18 protein-coding genes are annotated in these 17,933 nt (G+C 70.9%); 3 read left to right on the forward strand and 15 right to left on the reverse strand.

Annotated features, from left to right (window positions below; all coding sequences use genetic code 11):
- Positions 1–54: 54 nt before the first annotated feature.
- Positions 55–1,062 carry a substrate-binding domain-containing protein gene (locus tag G537_RS0115485; protein ID WP_026870897.1) on the reverse strand — a complete coding sequence of 336 codons (1,008 nt, stop codon included), beginning with the start codon at positions 1,060–1,062 and terminating at the stop codon, positions 55–57.
- Positions 1,063–1,218: 156 nt separating this feature from the next.
- Between G537_RS0115485 and G537_RS0115490 the strand changes: the two genes are divergently transcribed.
- Positions 1,219–2,427 (forward strand): ROK family transcriptional regulator, encoded by a 1,209-nt coding sequence (locus tag G537_RS0115490; RefSeq protein ID WP_051248452.1) that lies wholly within the window; start codon positions 1,219–1,221, stop codon positions 2,425–2,427.
- 5 nt (positions 2,428–2,432) lie between these two features.
- Here the strand turns inward: G537_RS0115490 and G537_RS38170 are convergent, their stop codons facing one another.
- The 9 genes from G537_RS38170 to G537_RS0115535 form a co-directional block, all read right to left on the reverse strand.
- Complete coding sequence (locus G537_RS38170) at positions 2,433–3,920, reverse strand: S8 family serine peptidase (RefSeq protein ID WP_051248453.1); 1,488 nt, start codon at positions 3,918–3,920, stop codon at positions 2,433–2,435.
- A 263-nt stretch (positions 3,921–4,183) separates the two neighbouring features.
- Entirely contained in the window at positions 4,184–4,408 is a 225-nt protein-coding gene (locus tag G537_RS43670) for a hypothetical protein (protein ID WP_051248454.1), read from the reverse strand.
- Between the two features lie 236 nt (positions 4,409–4,644).
- Positions 4,645–5,358 carry a DUF6065 family protein gene (locus G537_RS0115505; protein ID WP_026870899.1) on the reverse strand — a complete coding sequence of 238 codons (714 nt, stop codon included), beginning with the start codon at positions 5,356–5,358 and terminating at the stop codon, positions 4,645–4,647.
- Between the two features lie 83 nt (positions 5,359–5,441).
- Complete coding sequence (locus G537_RS0115510) at positions 5,442–6,227, reverse strand: anti-sigma factor family protein (RefSeq protein ID WP_026870900.1); 786 nt, start codon at positions 6,225–6,227, stop codon at positions 5,442–5,444.
- Complete coding sequence (locus G537_RS0115515) at positions 6,208–6,762, reverse strand: RNA polymerase sigma factor (RefSeq protein ID WP_026870901.1); 555 nt, start codon at positions 6,760–6,762, stop codon at positions 6,208–6,210. The genes G537_RS0115510 and G537_RS0115515 overlap by 20 nt, the downstream gene beginning before the upstream one ends.
- Positions 6,763–6,852: 90 nt before the next feature.
- Positions 6,853–7,239: a VOC family protein gene (locus tag G537_RS0115520; RefSeq protein ID WP_026870902.1), complete on the reverse strand. Its 387-nt coding sequence runs from the start codon at positions 7,237–7,239 to the stop codon at positions 6,853–6,855.
- Between the two features lie 17 nt (positions 7,240–7,256).
- A complete protein-coding gene (locus tag G537_RS0115525; protein ID WP_081688833.1) occupies positions 7,257–8,618 on the reverse strand; it encodes an ATP-binding protein in 1,362 nt (453 codons plus the stop codon).
- Complete coding sequence (locus tag G537_RS0115530) at positions 8,615–9,313, reverse strand: response regulator (protein WP_034851865.1); 699 nt, start codon at positions 9,311–9,313, stop codon at positions 8,615–8,617. The genes G537_RS0115525 and G537_RS0115530 overlap by 4 nt, the downstream gene beginning before the upstream one ends.
- A gap of 6 nt (positions 9,314–9,319) precedes the next feature.
- On the reverse strand, positions 9,320–9,841 hold the full coding sequence (locus G537_RS0115535; protein ID WP_026870905.1) for a MarR family winged helix-turn-helix transcriptional regulator: 522 nt from the start codon (positions 9,839–9,841) through the stop codon (positions 9,320–9,322).
- Positions 9,842–9,918: 77 nt separating this feature from the next.
- Here G537_RS0115535 and G537_RS0115540 point away from each other — a divergent pair, with 77 nt between their 5' ends.
- Complete coding sequence (locus G537_RS0115540; protein WP_026870906.1) at positions 9,919–10,812, forward strand: branched-chain amino acid aminotransferase; 894 nt, start codon at positions 9,919–9,921, stop codon at positions 10,810–10,812.
- 48 nt (positions 10,813–10,860) lie between these two features.
- On the opposite strand, the gene G537_RS0115545 is transcribed toward G537_RS0115540, so the two are convergent.
- Positions 10,861–13,026, reverse strand: coding sequence for a TonB-dependent siderophore receptor (locus tag G537_RS0115545; protein ID WP_026870907.1), 2,166 nt, complete (start codon positions 13,024–13,026; stop codon positions 10,861–10,863).
- A 126-nt stretch (positions 13,027–13,152) separates the two neighbouring features.
- Between G537_RS0115545 and G537_RS38180 the strand changes: the two genes are divergently transcribed.
- Positions 13,153–14,298, forward strand: a complete 1,146-nt coding sequence (locus G537_RS38180) for an ABC transporter substrate-binding protein (RefSeq protein ID WP_034851868.1) — start codon at positions 13,153–13,155, stop codon at positions 14,296–14,298.
- On the opposite strand, the gene G537_RS0115555 is transcribed toward G537_RS38180, so the two are convergent.
- The 4 genes from G537_RS0115555 to G537_RS0115570 form a co-directional block, all read right to left on the reverse strand.
- Positions 14,295–15,701 carry an MFS transporter gene (locus tag G537_RS0115555; protein ID WP_051248456.1) on the reverse strand — a complete coding sequence of 469 codons (1,407 nt, stop codon included), beginning with the start codon at positions 15,699–15,701 and terminating at the stop codon, positions 14,295–14,297. The genes G537_RS38180 and G537_RS0115555 overlap by 4 nt on opposite strands.
- 102 nt (positions 15,702–15,803) lie before the next feature.
- Positions 15,804–16,253, reverse strand: a complete 450-nt coding sequence (moaE, locus tag G537_RS0115560; RefSeq protein WP_026870909.1) for a molybdopterin synthase catalytic subunit MoaE — start codon at positions 16,251–16,253, stop codon at positions 15,804–15,806.
- Position 16,254: 1 nt separating this feature from the next.
- Positions 16,255–16,506 (reverse strand): molybdopterin converting factor subunit 1, encoded by a 252-nt coding sequence (moaD, locus tag G537_RS0115565; RefSeq protein ID WP_026870910.1) that lies wholly within the window; start codon positions 16,504–16,506, stop codon positions 16,255–16,257.
- Positions 16,507–16,675: 169 nt separating this feature from the next.
- Positions 16,676–17,932, reverse strand: coding sequence for a molybdopterin molybdotransferase MoeA (locus G537_RS0115570; protein WP_026870911.1), 1,257 nt, complete (start codon positions 17,930–17,932; stop codon positions 16,676–16,678).
- Position 17,933 lies beyond the last annotated feature (1 nt).

The following is a 17,933-nucleotide window of genomic DNA, read 5'->3' on the forward strand; positions in this document are numbered from 1 at the left end:
GAGGGGGGAGCGGCGCCACCGATCAGAGCATCCGTTCAGTCTCTGCCGCGGCGGTCAGCCCCAGCAGTTCTTCTCTCCGAATTCGAGATCTTTCGAGTCCAGCCCCGGCAGCGGCTTGCCGGTGATCAGGAAGGAGCCGGTGTTGACGAAGCCGCTCGGCTTCTTGCCGGTCTTCGCGTATTCCGCCACGGCGTCGACGCCCATCTGCGCCATCTTGTAGGGGAACTGCATCACGGTCGCGGCGACGCGCCCGTCCTTGACGTATTTGACGCCCAGACAGCCGCCGTCGATCGAGGTCAGGACGATGTCGTCCTCCTTGCCGGCCGCGCGGATCGCGGCATAGGCGCCCTGGGCCGCCGGCTCGTTGATCGTGTAGACGACGTTGATGTCGGGATGGGCGGAGAGCAGGTTCTCCATCGCCGTCTGGCCCTTGTCCTGGGCGCCGTTGGTGTTCTGCTTGCCGACGATGGCGGCGTCGCCCTCGGCGATGCCGAAGCCCTTGAGGAAGCCGTCATGGCGGAAGGTATCGACCGTGCCGCCCGGCGTGCCGTCCAGCATCGCCAGCTTCGGCGCCTTGTCGCCCAGCGCCTTGCGGGCGTACTGGCCCTGCTGCACCCCGGCCTCGAAATTGTCGGTGGCGAAGGTGGCGTCGACCGCGTCCGGTGGATCGGTCGCGGTGTCCAGCGCGATCACCAGGATGCCGGCGTCGCGGGCCTTCTTGACCGCGCCGAGCACGCCGGTCGAGTTGTTCGGGGTGATCAGGATGCCCTTGGCGCCGGCGCTGATCAGATCCTCGATCGCCGCCACCTGGCCCTCATTGTCGCCGTCGAACTTGCCGGCCCGGGCGATCAGCTTCAGCCCCTTGGCCTGGGCTTCCGCCTCGGCCGCCTGGCGCATCTTGACGAAGAAGGGATTGACCTCGGTCTTGGTGACCAGGCCGACGATGGCCTCCTGCGCCATCGCCGCCGTGCCGGTGAGGGCGAGCGCGACCGCGCCGGCGGCGAGCAGGCCGGCGAGGCGGCGGGGGGTCGGAGCAAGCGCAGACCTCTGCGATCGGATCATCGCGGTTTCCTCCTGTTTGCGGGCGGGCGCTTCTGCGGCGCCGGCCCTGCGCATTGGCCGGACGATCGACCGGCGCCGGCCACGATAGATCGGGCTTTTGATCGGAGTCAATCCGATCACCTGGATCTTTTGCCTAAAAAAGAGCAATACTGGGCAATGGCAGTTCCAGACCCAGAAATCCACGCCCTCGGCACCGCCGGCGCCGGCCACGTGCTGTCGCTGATCCTGTCCGGCCAGGCGCGGTCGCGGGCCGACCTCGCCCGCATCTCCGACCTGTCCCGCGCCACCATCGCCCAGCGCCTCGGCGTGCTGTTCGAGGCCGGGCTGCTGCAGGAGACGGAGGAGACCCAGGCCAGCGGCGGCCGCCCGGCCCGCGTGCTGAAGCTGAACGAGCGCTTCGGCGTGGTGCTGGCGGCGGATGTGGGCGAGAGCCGCATCCGGGTCGCGGCGACCGATCTCGGGCCCACCGTGCTCGCCGAACGGCTCGGGGAGATCGATGTCGGCAGCGGGCCGGTGCCGATCCTGTCCTGGATCGCGCAGCAGTTCCGTGACCTCCTGGCCGAGCTCGGCCGGCCTGCCTCGGAGGTGCTGGGCATCGGGCTGTGCCTGCCGGCCCCGGTCGATCACGCCGCCGGGCGGGTGGTCGGGCCTTCGGTGATGACCGGTTGGGACGATTTCGACATTCCCGGCTGGTTCGCCGGCGACTACACGGCGCCGGTCCTGGCCGAGAACGACGTCCGGCTGCGCACCCTGACCGAGCATCGCCGGTACTGGCCGGAGGAGCGGCAGCTGGTCTTCATCAAGGCCGGCACCGGCATCGGCAGCGGCATCATCACCGAGGGCCGGATGCATCGCGGCGCCCGCGGGGCCGCAGGCGATATCGGCCACATCCAGCTGCGCGACGCCGAGGCGCCGCTGTGCCGCTGCGGCAAGCTGGGCTGCGTCGAGGCCTATGCCGCCGGCTGGGCGATCGCCCGCGACCTGCGGGCCCAGGGCTTCGAGGCGCGGGACGCGCGCGACGTGATGGATCTGGTCGCCCGCAACCGGCCGGAGGCGATCAGCCTGGTGCGTCAGGCCGGCCGGGTGCTGGGCGAGGTGGCGGCCGACGTGGTCAGCGTGCTGAACCCCAGCGTCATCGTGGTCGGCGGCACCCTGTCCCAGGCAGGCGAGCATCTGCTGGCCGGTGTCCGGGAGTTCGTCTATCAGCGCTGCCTGCCGCTGGCGACGCGCGACCTGACCATCGTCGCGGCCCGCGGAGGCGAGATGGCGGGGCTGCTGGGCGCGGCCCGGCTGGTGGTCGACACGAGGCTGCAGCCGCAGGCGGTCGACCGCCTGATCGCGGGGCTGCGGCCTCCGGCCGGCTGATCAGGTCAGGGGGATGTCGACAGGCTGATGCCACCGCCCTCGATCGGGACATCCAGAGATGCTGGAGATGCCGTGCCCGCCGCCGGGTCGAGCCGGTCGAGGCGGAGGAGGCCCCAGCCGAAGATCGAATCGCGGCCGGGGTCGCCGAGATCCTCCACCGCGGCGGCCAGCACCTGCTTGATTTCGGGGCGCGTCATCTCCGGCGACCGTGCCCTGAGATAGGCGATGGCGGCGGTGACGAAGGGGGCGGCGAAGGAGGTTCCGGTCCTGGCGCGCCCGCCGCTGACGGAGGCCGCCGTCCAGACGTCGACGCCGGGGGCGGCGAAATCGATATGGCCGCCGCGGCCGGCCCGCCGATACGGCCGATACCGGCGATCGACCGCAGTCGCGACGGTCACGTCGGGATAGGCGGCCGGGTAGGTGGGAGCGGCATTGGGCCCGTTGTTGCCGGCGGCGGCCACCATCATGACGTCCTTGCCGGCGACGGCGGCGACGGCGCGCCTGAGCACGCTGTTATCCGGGCCGGCCAGGCTGAGATTGATGACGTCGACATCTTTCGCCGCCACGATGTTCAGGGCGCGCACGAGATCGTAGGCGTTGCTGCGGTCGTCCTCGCCGGCGCGGTGGAACGCGTCGACGGCGATCAGCTCCGCATCGGGCAGCAGCCCGGGCGTCCGGCTGCCCCTCGCCCCGACCAGAAGCGCCGCGACGGCCGTGCCATGGATCTTGGAGGAGGGATCGCGGGGTTCGTCGGAAAGCTCGACGAGATCGATCTTCTGGCCCTTCAACGCCTCATGCGCGAGGTTGATGCCGGTATCGACCAAGCCGATGCGTGCGGTCGCGGCCGACGGCACGCCGTCCCTTGGCCAGCCGATGAGCGACCGTGCCAGGCAGGGCCGGTCGGCGCATGCGGACTCCTCGTTCGGGCGATAGTAGTGATTGAAATCGGCGGTGACCCCGGGTCTCGCCTCGATCAGCCGCCGGCGAGCCTCGGCCAGCGTCCAGCCACGCGGAACGCGCAGCCGCGCCAGCCGGCCGCCCAGGAGATCGGCCTGCGCATCGGCGATGATCACGAAGCCGAGACCCTCGGCCGCGGCCATATCCGCCGCGCTGCCAGCCGCAACCAGCTCGGCGGGCGCATAGGCAGGGACCCGCTGCGGGGCCACCCGCCTGGCCTGTCGGCGCACCGGCGGCGGGTCGTCGCGACCGAACAGGTCGTCGAAGATCGAAAACCCGTCGTCGTCGCCGGAACCGTCGCCGCCATCCCGTCCCCCGCCGCGGTCGCCGCCGGATCCGCCGCCGGATCCGCCGCCGGAGCGCCCGCCGCCATCGTCACCGCCGCCGCCATCGTCGTCGCCGCCGCCATCGTCGTCATCGGCGAGCGCCGTCGAGGCGAGGTGAAGTCCGCCGCCGGCGAACGGCAGGCCGGCAATCGCGCTCCCACCCAGGAGAAGCAGGACGCCCAGGACGAAACGGCGAAGACATGAAGCCACGGCGCTGTGTCTCCTGATCGGTCGGGCCGCGCAGCCGACGTCCGCAGAACGGGTCGCGCGCAATCCTATTCCAAACCGCGGATCGGGGCGCCGGGTTTCCTGATCGCGGAATATTCGGTTCGGCCGCCCGTTCCCCCTCCCGGACCGAAGCCCGGTCCGATCTGGAAAGGAGCGAAGATCATGACCCGATACGGGAAGCTGATGTCAGCCCTGGTCGCCGGCGTGGCGGCGCTTGCCGGCACCACGGCCGAGGCGAGGGAGCATCAGGCGGCGCCCCTGGATATCGAGCGTGCGTCGCCCGTCATGACGAGCCGGAGCGACGGTGCGATCATCGTCGCCGGCAACAGCTCGTCCAATTCGAGCTCCAACTCCTCGAACAATTCGAGCTCGAACTCGTCGTCGAACTCGAGCTCCAACTCGTCCAGCAATTCGAGCTCGAACTCATCGAATAACTCGAGCTCCAACTCGTCCTCGAACAGCTCGTCCAATTCGAGCGGCGGGGACCGGCGCTGGTCCTGGCGCTGAGCGCCGATAAAACTGCGGGGGCCCTCAGGGCCCCCGCATCGTTTGGTCGGGATGGAGTTCCTGCACCGTCGGCCAGAAATATAAACCCGTCATTGCGAGCCCGAAGGGGCGTGGCAATCCAGGAGGGCGGTGCCGCTGGATCGCCACGTCGCTTCGCGCCTCGCGATGACGATGGGGGCGACCTTCAGGGCCGTCGGCATTATCGGGCGGCACGCGCCCATTTGCGATACCAGCCTTCGCCGGCGATCGTGTTCCGGTGGACGGTTTCGCGCTCTCTCGTCTCGCCGGCCGTCTCGGCCCGAATCTCCGCCTTGACCGCCGCCTCGTCGCGGCGGAACGGGATGACCTGGACCAGCGGCGTGCCCTTCTCGACCACGTAGAGACCGTCGGGCGCGGTCGCGAAGAACGGGAAGTGGATGTGGGCCGTATAGGTGTCGGTGTCGACGAGGCCGGCGACGCATTCGAAGGGCTGCGGGGGCCGGTTGAGCGGCGGCAGGAACAGGCAGCTCCAGCCGGGCGGCGTGCGGATCGACCAGTAGTTGTGAAACTTGCACGGCGGGCGGGGCTCCTTCGGGTTGCCCGCGACCTGATGGGCGCCGTGATTGCTCACCATCACCCGGTCGAACTCCCATCCCGCCTCGACGGTGCGGCCGCCGTCCCGGATGTCGAGGCGCACGGTCGCCGCCAGCGGCAGGATCCAGCCCGTCGCCATGGCGTCGAAGAACGGCATGCAGCGCTTCACCGTCAGCCCGTTGTTGCCGACGGTGAGGTGCTCCCTGTCGACCGGCGGGAGCTTGCGGAACCAGTCGGGGAGGACGGATTTGGCCGGCCTCGGCTCGGCGATCACGCCGTGATCCTGCGGCTGGCAGACGAAGGTGATGGCCGGCGCGGGCCGGCGGATGAGCGACAGCATCGGGTCCCTCCGGATTCACGTCCCCGGTTAACGGGACCGGCCGAGCCTTATTCCGGACCTCCGTGATCCCCTGTCCGCACGGGCTATCGCCCCAGCGCCGCGGCCTCGTCCTCGCGGGACAGCGGCTCCTGCGCGCCGATGGCGGCGAGATAGGCGTCGAGGGCTTCCATCGACGACGCCGGCGCATAGCCGCCCTCGCCGGCCGGGGCGGCCACGGCGAAGCGCACCGACCAGGCGCCGTCGGACCGGCACGCCACGGAGATCACGGTGGCGCCGCCCGCGCCGTCCACCTCGAATTCCCGGCACAAGGCGCCATTTGCATCGCGGAACGAGGCGATGGCACGAAGCCTGTCGCCGGTGCCGGCCAGAACGGCATCCTCGCCGGACGCCACCCGCCCGAGCGCCTCGGAAATCGCGGGGCTGCCCAGACCCGCCACCTCCAGCCCCTGCGGCGTGCCGCGGCCGCCGGTCCCGACGAGATAGCCGCCGAGGCCGAACACGATCGCGGCGAGCGACGCGGCCAACGGCATGGCCCAGGGCCGGTGCCTGAGCGACGCCGCCCGGCGGCCGGTCGCCCTCGGGGGGACGGTGACGCGCATCACGTCGTCGCCATCCGGCGGCGTGCTCCTCGGCCTTGCCTCGTCGGCCATCCGCCGCACGGAGCGGCTGAGGGCTTCGGGCACCGGCTCCTCGAGCAGCGGCGCCAAGGCCTCCTTGGCCCGTCCCCTGGTTTCCAGGAACAGGGCGACCCGGCCGGCGAGCTCGTCGTCCGTTTCGATGGCCTTCTCGACGGCCGCGGCGGTCTCGTCGTCGAGCTCGCCATCGGCGAAGGCCATGAGGGTCTGGTCGTCAAACGCGCGTGCGGTCATTCGTTCTCGCCTTCGTGATCTCTGAACGTGACGAGCCCGGAGTCATTCCGGCCGCCTCGGCGAGATTCTTCCTGGCACGCGCCAGCCGGCTCATCACCGTTCCGATCGGTATGTCGAGAATGTCGGCTGCCTCCCTGTAGGACAGGTCCTCGACACAGACCAGCAGCAGCACTTCGCGCTGTTCGTCGGGCAGGTCCATGATCGCCTGGCCGACGCTGTTCAGCGTCAGGCGCGCCTCGGTCTCCCGTTCGCCCGAGACTCCGGCGATGTCCCGGCGCTGGTCGATGTCCTCCTGCGGCCCCGCCGTGTTCCGCTTCCGGATCTGGTCGATCCACAGGTTGCGCAGGATCCGGAACATCCATGCATGAAGGCTGGTGCCGGGCTCGAAGCGATCGGCATTGGCCAGCGCGCGCTCGCAGGCCGCCTGCACCAGATCGTCCGCGCCGTCGCGCGACCGGCAAAGGGAGATCGCGAAACGGCGAAGGTTCGGGAGGAGCGCGACGAGCTGGTCTCCAAACTGATCCGTTTCGGTCACGTGGGGCTTCCCGAGAGTGCGGAGAAGGCGATCGAAGCGTATCCGGCGCCGCACAGGATGCTATAGGCCCCGGCCGGATCGTCCAAGCCGTCAGGCTTCAGTCCGTCTCTCGACGACGCAGAACTGGTTGCCCTCCGGGTCCAGCATCACCGTGTACTCGTCCGCTTCGCGCTGGACCTTCGCGCCCAGGGCCAGCAGGCGGCGCACCTCGGCGGTGCGATCCGCTGCGGCGATGTCGAGATGGACGCGGTTGTTGGTGTAGTCGCGCCCCGGAACCTGCTGGAAGCACAGGCTCGGCCCCGGCCCGTCGACCAAGACGGTGGGGTCGGTCTCCGGCGTGTGGCCGAGCGCGGCGAGCCGCTCGATCTCCGCCTGGTCGTAGGCGCGCACGGCATAGCCGTCGAGCGCCGCGGCCCAGAACCGCGCCAGGGCCGGCGCCGACCGGCAGTCGAATACGATCTCCCGCAGCCGGCCCATCGGACATCCTCCAAGGTTCAGAGCGGCAGCCGCACCGTGCAGCGCAGCCCGCCCATCGGCGAGGTCGACAGCAGAAGGTCGCCGCCATGGCTGCGCGCCACGTCGCGGGCGATGGCGAGGCCGAGGCCGGTGCCGCCGGTCTCCTGGTTGCGCGATTCGTCCAGCCGGACAAAGGGTTTCATCGCCTCCTCGCGCTGGGCGGGCGGGATGCCGGGCCCGTCGTCGTCCACCACCAGCGAGATGGTCTTGTCGTCGCGGACGGCAGACAGCGAGACGTGCCGGGCATGGCGCCGGGCATTGGACAGCAGGTTCATCAGGCAGCGCCGCATCGCCTCGCGCCGCAGCGGCAGCACGTGGCTCTCCGGCGTGTCGAAGGCGATGTCGGCGCCCTCCCGCCGGGCGGCCACCACCACCTCCTCGAGGAAGGCGGCGAGATCGGTCGGCGTCGCCTCCTCGGTGCCTTCGCCGCGGGCGAAGGCGAGATAGGCGTCGATCATCTGCCGCATCTCGTCGACATCGGCGCGCAGCTCGTCGATGTCCGGGCCGTCGCCGAGCATGGCGAGCTGCAGCTTCATCCGGGTCAGCGGCGTGCGCAGGTCGTGGCTGACGCCGGCCAGCATCTCGGTGCGCTGCTGGATCTGCCGGCGGATGCGGTCGCGCATGTCGATGAAGGCCTCGGACGCCTGGCGGATCTCCTCCGCCCCGTGCGGGCGGAACCCCGGCATGTCGCGGCCCTTGCCGAAGCGCTCGGCGGCGATGGCGAGCCGCCGGATCGGGCGCAGCTGGTTGCGCATGAAGATGATGGCGACGATAGACAGGATCACCGTCGATCCCAGCATCGACAGGTAGAACAGGTTGGTGGTGAAGCTGGACAGCCGCTTGGACGGCACCTCCACCGTCAGCACGCCGTCCGACAGCTGCATCCGGACGATCTGCCGCTCATCGTCCGGGGCCGCCTGGATGGTGAAGTCGTAGGGCTGCGACGCGCGGATGGCCCGCGCCAGGGCGCGCTGCCCTTCGTCCAGGGCATCGCTGCTGGTCGAGCCCAATTCGACGCCGGCATCGAAGGTGTAGACCAGCCCGGTGTTCCGCTGGGCCCGCTGGAACACGGCGCCGCGGGCGACGGGCGACAGGCCGTCGGCGATCTCGTCGATGGTCAGGCCGATCTCGCCGGAGACGGTGCGGGCCATCGTCGTGGTGATCACGTCGATGTGGCGGCCGAAGAAGACGTAGGTGGAGATCGCCTGGGCCAGGATCATCGGGGTGACGATGATCACCAGCGTCCGCCCGAACAGGGTCCGCGGCAGGAACTTCTTGATCCGCGCCCGCAGCCGGAGGGGTGTGGACAGCCGGGGCAGGGCGGGGGCTCGGAGCATCATCCGTCGGGTCTCAGAACGTAACCTTCGCCGCGCACGGTGTGGAGATAGCGGGGCAGGCGCGGATCCGGCTCGATCTTACGCCGAAGCCGCGTCACCTGCACGTCGACCGCCCGGACGCCGCCGTCGATAGTGCCGGATTCGGTCAGCGCCTCGCGCGACACGGTCTCGCCGGCGTGCTGCGCCAGGATCCGCAGCAGGTTCTCCTCGCCGGTGGTCAGGCGGATCCGCTCGCCGTCCTGCAGCAGCTCGCCGCGCTCGATGTCGAAGGTGAAGGCGCCGAGCCGGATGGTGCCGGCGGCCCGCGGCGGCGGGGGCGCCAGGCGGCGCAGGATGCTGTTGATCCGCAGCACCAGCTCGCGCGGTTCGAACGGCTTCGGCAGATAGTCGTCGGCGCCGCTCTCCAGCCCGGCGATCCGGTCCTCCGGCTCGCCCCGGGCGGTCAGCAGCAGGATCGGCGTGCTCATGCGCTGGCGCAGATCGGCGGTGAGCTGCAGCCCGCTCTCGCCCGGCATCATCACATCCAGCACGATGAGGTCGAAGGCGATCGCCGCCAGCTTCTCCCGCGCATCCGCCGCATCGACCGCGGCGGTCACCAGGAAGCCGTTCTCCATGAGGTAGCGCCGCAGCAGCTCGCGCACCCTGCGGTCGTCCTCGACGACCAGGATATGGGCGGGCTCGTCGGAGATGGTCGTCATGGTCGGCTACCGGCTGGCGACGCGGGGGGCGGGCGCCGGGGCCTCCGGCTCCTCCGCCGCGGCCGCCGGTTCGCTCAGGGCGATCAGCCCTTCCAGCACCTTGCGGAAGCCGTCCACCGCCTCCGCCCCAGCGTTGCGGTAGGCCTGGCCGATCAGCCGACGCTGGCTCTCGAACAGCTGCCGCTCCAGCGCGGCGCCCTGCTCGGTCAGGGTCAGGAGGCGCTGGCGCCGGTCGCGCTGGCCCTGCCGCTGCTCGACATAGCCGCGCTCGACCAGGTCGTTCAGGACCCGGCCCAGGCTCTGCTTGGTGATGCGCAGGATCGCCAGCAGCGCACTGACCGTGATCTCCGGATGCCGTCCGATGAAATAAAGCGCACGGTGATGGGCCCGTCCGAGACCCAGGGTTGCGAGCAGCGCATCGGGCTCGGCAGTGAAGCCGCGATAGGCGTAGAATAGCAGTTCGATGCCTTGTCGGATCTCCTCCTCGCGGAGGAAGAGCGGGTTCACGGGTGATTTTATGTCAGCCATGTTGACTTGTTTTGGCCCCGAATGTTACCGCTCGCGGTCCGATGGCGACAGAAATGACAATCCGGGAAAGGCCCATCATGTCGACGACTCCCTTCCATGACCGCGACGGCTGGATATGGATGGACGGCAAGCTGGTCGAATGGCGTAGCGCCAACATCCACGTCCTGACTCACGGCCTACACTACGCCAGTTCTGTATTCGAAGGGGAGCGGGCTTACAACGGCCGCATCTTCAAGGGCACGGAGCATTCCAAGCGGCTGGAGTTCTCGGCCACCACGCTGGGCATGAAGCTGCCCTACAGCGTGGCCGAGCTCGACGCGGCGAAGAAGCTGACCCTCGAGAAGAACGGCCTGACCGACGCCTATATCCGCCCGGTCGCCTGGCGCGGGTCGGAGATGATGGGCGTCTCGGCCCAGGCCAACACCATCCATGTCGCCATCGCGGTGTGGGAGTGGCCGAGCTACTTCTCGCCCGAGGCCAAGATGAAGGGCATCCGCCTGACCCTGTCCGACTGGCGCCGCCCGGCGCCGGACACGGCGCCGGTGCATGCCAAGGCCGCCGGCCTCTACATGATCTGCACCCTGGCCAAGCACAAGGCCGAGGCGGCGGGCTATCAGGACGCGCTGATGTACGACTATCGCGGCTTCGTCGCGGAGGCGACCGGCGCCAACGTCTTCCTGGCCATCGACGGCAAGCTGCACACGCCGACCGCCGACTGCTTCCTGAACGGCATCACCCGGCAGACCGCCATCGAGCTGGCGCGCCGCAACGGCATCGAGGTGATCGAGCGGCACATCAAGCCGGAGGAGCTGGCGCAGGCGACCGAGGTGTTCCTGACCGGCACCGCGGCCGAGATCACGCCGGTCGGCGAGATCGGGGAGCACCGCTTCACCCCGGCGCAGATCTGCAAGACCATGATGGACGCCTACAGCGCCGAGGTGCGGAAGGCGCCGGCCGCGGCAGCAGCTTAAGGCTGACGGAATGCCGAAGGGCGCGGCCATCCGGCCGCGCCCTTTTTGCTACCACCGGTAGCGGATGCTGCCGATCACCGTCTGGCCCAGCCCCTCATAGCAGTAGCCCTGGGCGCAGGTGGTGTAGTCGCGGTCGAACAGGTTGGTGGCGTTGACCGCCAGTTGCACCCCGTCCAGCCGCGGCTCGACCGCGCCGAGATCGTAGCGGATCGCCGCGTCGAACAGGGTCACCGCATCGTTCTTGCCGGTGGTGTTGTCGTCGTCGCGGTAGCTCGACCCGATGTAGCGCACCCCGGCGCCCAGGCTGAGCCCCGGCACGATCCGGTCCGGCACCCGGTAGTCGGCCCAGGCGGAGACGATGTGGTTCGGGATGCCCGACGGGTTCTTGCCCTCGGTCGCCTCGGTGCCCTTGGTCACCTCCGGATCGAGATAGGTGTAGGCCAGCTGCAGGCTGAGCCCGTCGCCGAGATCGGCGAGGCCCTCCAGCTCGATGCCGCGCACCCGCACCTCGCCGCGGGCGGCCCGGAAGTTGATGTGGGCCGAGTCCGCGATCAGCCCGTTCTCCTGCGTCATCTGGAACACCGAGGCGGTGATCAGGCTGTTCAGCCCGTCGGGCTGGTACTTGACGCCGGCCTCGATCTGCTCCCCGGTCGTCGGCTTAAACAGGCGGCCCTGCCAGTCCGTCCCGGTGTTCGGGGTGAAGGAGGTGGCGTAGGAGACATAGGGCGCGAGGCCGAAATCGGTGAGGTAGCTCAGGCCGACGCGGCCGGTGAAGGCGCTGTCGGAGGCGTCCTGCTCGGTGCCGGCGATGCGCTCCTCGCTCGTGGTCTCGAGCCAGTCGTGCCGGCCGCTCAGCGTCAGCAGCCACCCGCCGAAGCGGATCTGGTCCTGCAGATAGACGCCGATCTGCTGCTGCTGCTGCAGGGTGCGGGCATAGACCGGCGGCTGGTCGATGTGCTGCTTGCCGTAGTTCCGGGTGATCAGGTCGAGATCCGGCGCCGGCCCGTCGCCGGCGATGTTGGTGGTGTCGAGGAAGGTGTAGTCGAGCCCGGCCAGCAGCGTGTGCTGCACCGGCCCGGTGTCGAAGCGCAGCTGCGCCTGGTTGTCGACCGCCACCGTGTCCAGGCTCTCGCGGTCCTGCCCCGCCCGGCGGAAGACGGTGTTGCCGTCGTCGGACAGGCCGGCGATGTAGACGTAGCGGGTGTTGGAATCGACATGGGCGTAGCGGAAGTTCTGCCGCAGCGTCAGCGCGTCGTCGACGCGATGCTCGATCTGGTAGCCGGCCCGCACACTCTCCATGTCGAGGTCGTTCCAGGCCGGATCCGCGGTGCGGATGTCGAGCAGGCCCGTGGCCGGCGAGTAGTAGTTGAACAGGCTGCCGCCGGTCTTGTCCTTCTGGTACGCGCCGAGGAAGGTGACCGTCGTGTCCTCGCTCGGCCGCCAGGTGAAGGCGGGCGCGATATAGGCGCGATCGTCCGGCACCGCCGGCATCTGGGTGTCGCTGTCGCGGAACAGCCCGGTCAGGCGCCAGGAAAAGCGGTTCTCCTCGTCCAGCGGCCCGCCCAGGTCGAACTGGCCCTGATAGCGGTCGTGGTTGCCGAACTGCAGCTCGACCTCGCGCAGCGGCTCGTCCGGCGGCCGCTTGGTGATCAGATCGACCAGGCCGGCCGGCGAGGACAGGCCGTAATTGGCCGAGGCGGGGCCGCGCAGCACGTTGATCCCGGCCAGGCCGTAGGGCTCGGTGCGGATGCCGGCGAAGACCTGGCCGGTCGGCTGCCGCAGCCCGTCGCGGAAGATGCCGAAATAGGCCGCGTCGAAGCCGCGGATCCAGAACTGGTCGAGCCGGGGCGAGAAGCCGTAGAGGCCGGTCAGGATGCCGGGGGTGTAGACCAGAGCCTCCTGCAGGTTCTGGACGTTGCGCGCGTCCATCTGCCCGCGGGTGACGACGGAGACCGACTGCGGCGTCTCGATCAGCGGCGTGTCGGTCTTGGTCGCACTGGCGCTGGTGGTGGCGGTGAAGCCCCGCACCTCGGTGGTCGGCGTCTCCGCGCCGCCCTGCACCACGATCGGGGCGAGGGTCACCCCCGCGTCATCGGCCGGAGTCGACCCCGTCTCCTGTGCCGCGGCCTGGGCCAGGATCGGTGTCAGCGCGAGCGCCGTGGTGGCGAGCAGCCCGAGCAGAAGGCAGGTGCGGGGGCTTGGTCGATGTCGCATCGGTCAGGTCGGCTCCGGTCGCGGGGAGAGGCCCGGCGCGGAACCGCCGGACTCGAACGGCCGGCTAATTGACATCAATTCTCATTCTCGTCTAGGTCGTTTTGGGAACGTGACCAGGACGATCTGATGACTCGATGCAAGGCGCTGGCCTGCGCCCTTCTTCTGCTGGCGGGACTGCTGACCGGGCTGCCGGCCCGGGCGGAATGGCCCGTGACCGTGACCGACGCCGCGGGTCGGCAGGTGACGGTGCCGCATCAGCCGCGGGCGGTGCTGCTGGGCGCCGGCGTCAACCTGGTCGCGCTGTCGCTGATCGAGCCCGATCCGGTCTCGCTCCTGGCCGGGTGGGCTGACGACATGCGGCAATACGACCCCGGCCTCTACGCCGCCTTCCTGGCGAAGTTCCCCCGCCTGGCCGAGGTGCCGACCGTGGGCGGCGGCACGGACGAGAGCTTCTCGCTGGAGAAGGCGCTGACGGTCGGGGCGGACCTCGCCATCTTCGGCGCTTGGCAGGCGGAGACGGAGCAGGGGCGGCAGATTCTGGACCGGCTGACCGCGGCCGGGGTGCCGGCGGTGGTGGTCGATTTCAACCACCGGCCGCTGGCGAACACGGCGCCGGGGATCCGGCTGCTCGGCCGCGTCCTCGGCCGCGAGGACCGCGCCAATGCCTTCGCCGATTTCTACGAGGCCCGGGTCGACCGCATCCGCCGGCGCATGGCGGAGCATCCGGAGCCGGGCCCGACCGTGCTGATGCACGCCTATCCGCAGCCGGAGGCCTGCTGCTGGGCGATCGGCGAGACCGGGCTGGGCGAGCTGATCTCGCTGGTCGGCGGCAGGAACATCGCCGCGGACCGGTTCCCCGATGCGGGGGGCGGGGTGCTGAGCCTGGAATACGTGATCGGCCAGGACCCGCAGGTCTATATCGCCACCGGCCTGCCGGAGGCGGAAAGCGGGCAGGGCTTCTCGGTCGGCCCCGGCGTCCCCGCCGAGACCGCCCGGCGGAGCCTCGCCAAGGTGCTGGCCGCGCCGGGTTTCTCCGGCCTCGCGGCGGCCCGCGACGGCCGGGTCCACGGGCTGTGGAACTTCTTCAACGCCGTGCCGCTGAACATCGTGGCGGTGGAGGCGGTGGCGCGCTGGGTGCGGCCGGAGATCTTCGGCGATCTCGACCCCGGCGCCACCCTGGCCGAGATCGACAGCCGCTTCGCCGCCATGCCGTTCGAAGGCGCCCTGTGGATCAGCCAGAACGCGGCCGATGACGGGACGGCGCCGCGCTAGCCGGACCGGCGAGCCTCGACCGTCAGCCGCCAGGCCGCCCAGGCGCCGAACAGAGCCAGCGGCAGGGCGGTGACGAACACCCACAGCGCCACCGACCGGGCGGTCTCGACCGTGAGGCCGGAGCCGAAGCCGACGAGGTTGGCGGTGGCGCCGGCGATGGCGGCGCCCACCGCCCCGCCGGTCTGGCGCACGGCGATCAGCGCCGAGCTGCCGATCGCCTTGTCGTCATCGGCCAGGACGCCGATCAGCCGCCGGTTCAAGAGGCTGGAGGAGAAGCCGAAGCCCGCGCCCATCAGCAGGGCCGCGGCGACGATCCAGGGCAGCGGGGCGTCGCGCATGACGAGGACCAGCAGCACCGCCCCGGCCAGGATGCAGCCGGCACCGCGGAGCAGCCAGCGCAGCTCTCCGACGCCGGTCGCGCTGGCGACGACGAAGGCGCCGAGGGTCCAAGCCAGGGCCATCCCCGCCACCACATAGCCGGCCCAGAGCGGCGACAGGCCGTGCAGCGTCTGCAGGATGGCGGGGCCGTAGACGTTCAGGCCCATCGAGGTGGCCATCAGGGCGAAGATCGCGGCGTAGGCGGTGCCGCAGACCGTGCCCAGGTCTCCCGCCCGGCGCGGCAGCAGCCGCACCCGGGCCCGGGCGTCGATCCGCAGCACCAGCACCAGGACACCCAGGCCGGCGGCCACCAGCGCCAGGGCGAGGACGGGGTTCGGGCTGACATCCGCCATGGCGATGGCGCCGACGCCGAGCGCCAGACCGCCGATCTGCGGCCAGGGCACGCCGGGCTGGCCGCCGCTGCGGACCGTGCCCTTCAGCAGCCAGGGCGAGGCCGCGGCGAACAGCAGCGACTGCGCCGTGAACAGCCAGAACACGGCGCGCCAGTCGCCCGCCTGAGCGAACAGCCCGCCGATCAGCGGCCCCAGGATCGTGGCGATGCCCCAGATGCCGGAGGCCACGGCGAACATCCGGGCCAGGTGCCGCTCGGGGAAGAGCAGGGCGATCGCGACCATGGAGAAGCCGGCGACCCAGCCGCTGCCGACGCCCTGCAGCACGCGGCCCACCAGGAACAGGCCGATGGTCGGGGCGGCGGCGCTGAGCACGCAGCCCAGGGCGAAGGCCAGGCCGGCGATGGCCGAGGCCCAGCGCAGCCCGAACCGTTCCGACAGCCGTCCGGCGCTGGCGCCGGCCAGGATGGCGCCGACCAGGAAGCCGGCCGTGGCCCAGCTGAAATAGGCGTAGCCGCCGAGATCGGCGCCGACGCTGGGCATGATGGTGGCGGTGACCAGGGCGTCGGCCGCGTTCAGCCAGATGCCGAGGCAGACCATCGCGAAGCACGGCAGCCGCCCTTCGGCGAGCAGATCCGCCCAGCCGGTCGCCGGTTCCGCCGGTGCCTGCATCATGCCGCGCTTCCCCCTTTGCTGCCGGGCTACACCGCCGGCGGCACGATGAGAAGCGTCGAATTGGCAGGACTGCAGTCAGGGACTGGCGGTCAGCGGCTGCCGTCAGCGCCAGCGCGCGGCGGCCTCATCGTCCTCGGCCCGGGCCTCGACCCAGCGTTCGCCCTCCGGCGTCTCCTCCTTCTTCCAGAAGGGGGCTTGGGTCTTCAGCCAGTCCATCAGGAAGGCGCAGGCCTCGAAGGCGGCGCCGCGATGGGCGGAAGCGACGCCGCAGAACATGATTCGGTCGCCCGGCTCCAGCCGGCCGATGCGGTGGACGATGCGCACCTCCAGGAGGGGCCAGCGGTCGCGGGCCTCGGCCTCGATCTCCGCCAGCTGCCGCTCGGTCATGCCGGGGTAGTGCTCCAGCGTCATCGCCCGGACGGCGGTGCCGCTCGCGATGTCCCGCACCAGCCCGACGAAGCAGGCGACGCCGCCGACATCGGTGCGGCCGTCCGACAGTGCGGCGATCTCGGCGCCGGGATCGAAATCGGCCTCCTGCACGCGGACCGTCATCTCAGCCCCCCGTGACGGGCGGGAAGATGCCGATCTCGTCTCCCGGCGCCACCGGGTCGGTCGGGCGGGCGAAGCGCTGGTTGACCGCGACCCGGATCACCGCCGGGTTGGCCAGGGCATCGGCATAGCCGGCGCCGCGGGCGCGCAGCCAGTCGAGCAGCCCGGCGACGTCGCGCACCGTCTCCGGCGGCGACACCGTCTCGGCGGCCGTGCCGATCTTGCTGCGGACCCAGGCGAAATACAGGAGCTTCATGCCGGTTCTCAGATCAGGGTTCGCTGAGTGCGGTCCAAGCCAACTTCGGGACCGTCATCGCGAGGAGGGAAGCGACGTGGCGATCCAGGGGCCGGTGCCGCTGGATGGCCACGCCCCTTCGGGGCTCGCCATGACGATAGTGGGTACAATCCCATCAGCAGACCAACACTCAGATCAGGGCGCTCAACGGGATATAGGCAACCGGATCGCCCGGCGCCACGCCGGTTGCATCCTCCGGCAGCTCGACCAGCCCTTCGGCGCCGGCGAGGGAGCTCAGCGTGCCGGCGCCGTCGCGGCCGTGGCGGCGGGCGACGAGGGCGCCGGACGGACCGGCCTCCAGCGTCGCCCGGAGGAACTCCCGGCGGCCCGGCTTCTTGCCGTGGCTGAAGCCGGCCGGAACCGAGAAGCGGCGCAGCGGCACCGGCTCGGCACCGGCCAGATGCAGCAGCAGCGGCCGGGCGACCAGCAGGAAGGTCACCATCGCCGCGACCGGATTGCCCGGCAGGCCCAGCAACGGCACGCCGCCGATCTGGCCCAGCGCCACCGGCTTGCCCGGCTTGATCGCCAGCCGCCACTGGTGCAGCCGGCCGCCGGCAGCCTCCAGCGCCGCCTTGACGTGATCCTCCTCGCCGACCGACACGCCGCCCGAGGTGACGACGGCGTCGACCTCCGCCGCGGCCATCGTCAGCGCCGACCGGACCGTCTCGGCCCGGTCGGATACGATGCCGCGATCCGTCACGCTGCAGCCCAGCCGGCGCAGCAGCGCCATCAGCAGGTAGCGGTTGGCGTCGTGGATCTGGCCCTCGGCCACCGGCGTGCCGGGCTCGCGCACCTCGTCGCCGGTCGACAGAACCGCGACCCGCAGGGGCCGGCGGACGGGCAGGGCGGCGCGGCCCAGCGAGGCGGCCAGGCCGATCTCCGCCGGGCCCAGCCGACGCCCGGCGGCCAGCACCGTGTCGCCCGCCCGGATGTCCTCGCCGGCCTGGCGCACATGGGCGCCGCGCCGCAGCCCGGGCGGGACGGTGACGCGGTCGCCCTCGGCCGAGCAGTCCTCCTGCATCACCACCGTGTCGGGCCCGGCGGGCAGCGGCGCGCCCGTGAAGATGCGGATCGCCTCGCCCCGCCGGCCCGGACGGCCGAGCGGATGGCCGGCGGCGGCGCGGCCGGTCACCGGCAGCGTCGTGGGGGCGTCGGGCGACAGGTCGTCGGCATGGACGGCATAGCCGTCGACCGCCGCATTGGTGTGGGGCGGCAGCGGCCGGTCCGCCGCCAGATCCTCGGCCAGGAACCGGCCCTCGGCCGCGGCCAGCGGAACGGTCTCGATTCCGGTGACCGTGTCCAGCCGGGACCGGAACTCGGCCACCGCTTCCTCGACCGACAGCAGACGGTCGCCGAGCACGAAGCAGTCGTCGGACAGCCGGGCCATG

The organism is Inquilinus limosus DSM 16000 (genome assembly GCF_000423185.1).
GTDB classification, from domain to species: Bacteria; Pseudomonadota; Alphaproteobacteria; order DSM-16000; family Inquilinaceae; genus Inquilinus; species Inquilinus limosus.

What these genes read in the sequence shown, in the direction of transcription:
- G537_RS0115555 (WP_051248456.1), bottom strand. Translation starts at nt 15,701, where the DNA reads ATGATGCAGGCACCGGCGGAACCGGCGACCGGCTGGGCGGATCTGCTC.
- moaE (WP_026870909.1), bottom strand. Translation starts at nt 16,253, where the DNA reads ATGACGGTCCGCGTGCAGGAGGCCGATTTCGATCCCGGCGCCGAGATC.
- G537_RS0115505 (WP_026870899.1), bottom strand. Translation starts at nt 5,358, where the DNA reads ATGCTGTCGCTCATCCGCCGGCCCGCGCCGGCCATCACCTTCGTCTGC.
- G537_RS0115545 (WP_026870907.1), bottom strand. Translation starts at nt 13,026, where the DNA reads ATGCGACATCGACCAAGCCCCCGCACCTGCCTTCTGCTCGGGCTGCTC.
- G537_RS0115570 (WP_026870911.1), bottom strand. Translation starts at nt 17,932, where the DNA reads ATGGCCCGGCTGTCCGACGACTGCTTCGTGCTCGGCGACCGTCTGCTG.
- G537_RS0115530 (WP_034851865.1), bottom strand. Translation starts at nt 9,313, where the DNA reads ATGACGACCATCTCCGACGAGCCCGCCCATATCCTGGTCGTCGAGGAC.
- G537_RS38180 (WP_034851868.1), top strand. Translation starts at nt 13,153, where the DNA reads ATGACTCGATGCAAGGCGCTGGCCTGCGCCCTTCTTCTGCTGGCGGGA.
- G537_RS0115535 (WP_026870905.1), bottom strand. Translation starts at nt 9,841, where the DNA reads ATGGCTGACATAAAATCACCCGTGAACCCGCTCTTCCTCCGCGAGGAG.
- moaD (WP_026870910.1), bottom strand. Translation starts at nt 16,506, where the DNA reads ATGAAGCTCCTGTATTTCGCCTGGGTCCGCAGCAAGATCGGCACGGCC.
- G537_RS0115510 (WP_026870900.1), bottom strand. Translation starts at nt 6,227, where the DNA reads ATGACCGCACGCGCGTTTGACGACCAGACCCTCATGGCCTTCGCCGAT.
- G537_RS0115520 (WP_026870902.1), bottom strand. Translation starts at nt 7,239, where the DNA reads ATGGGCCGGCTGCGGGAGATCGTATTCGACTGCCGGTCGGCGCCGGCC.
- G537_RS0115540 (WP_026870906.1), top strand. Translation starts at nt 9,919, where the DNA reads ATGTCGACGACTCCCTTCCATGACCGCGACGGCTGGATATGGATGGAC.
- G537_RS0115485 (WP_026870897.1), bottom strand. Translation starts at nt 1,062, where the DNA reads ATGATCCGATCGCAGAGGTCTGCGCTTGCTCCGACCCCCCGCCGCCTC.
- G537_RS0115490 (WP_051248452.1), top strand. Translation starts at nt 1,219, where the DNA reads ATGGCAGTTCCAGACCCAGAAATCCACGCCCTCGGCACCGCCGGCGCC.
- G537_RS0115525 (WP_081688833.1), bottom strand. Translation starts at nt 8,618, where the DNA reads ATGATGCTCCGAGCCCCCGCCCTGCCCCGGCTGTCCACACCCCTCCGG.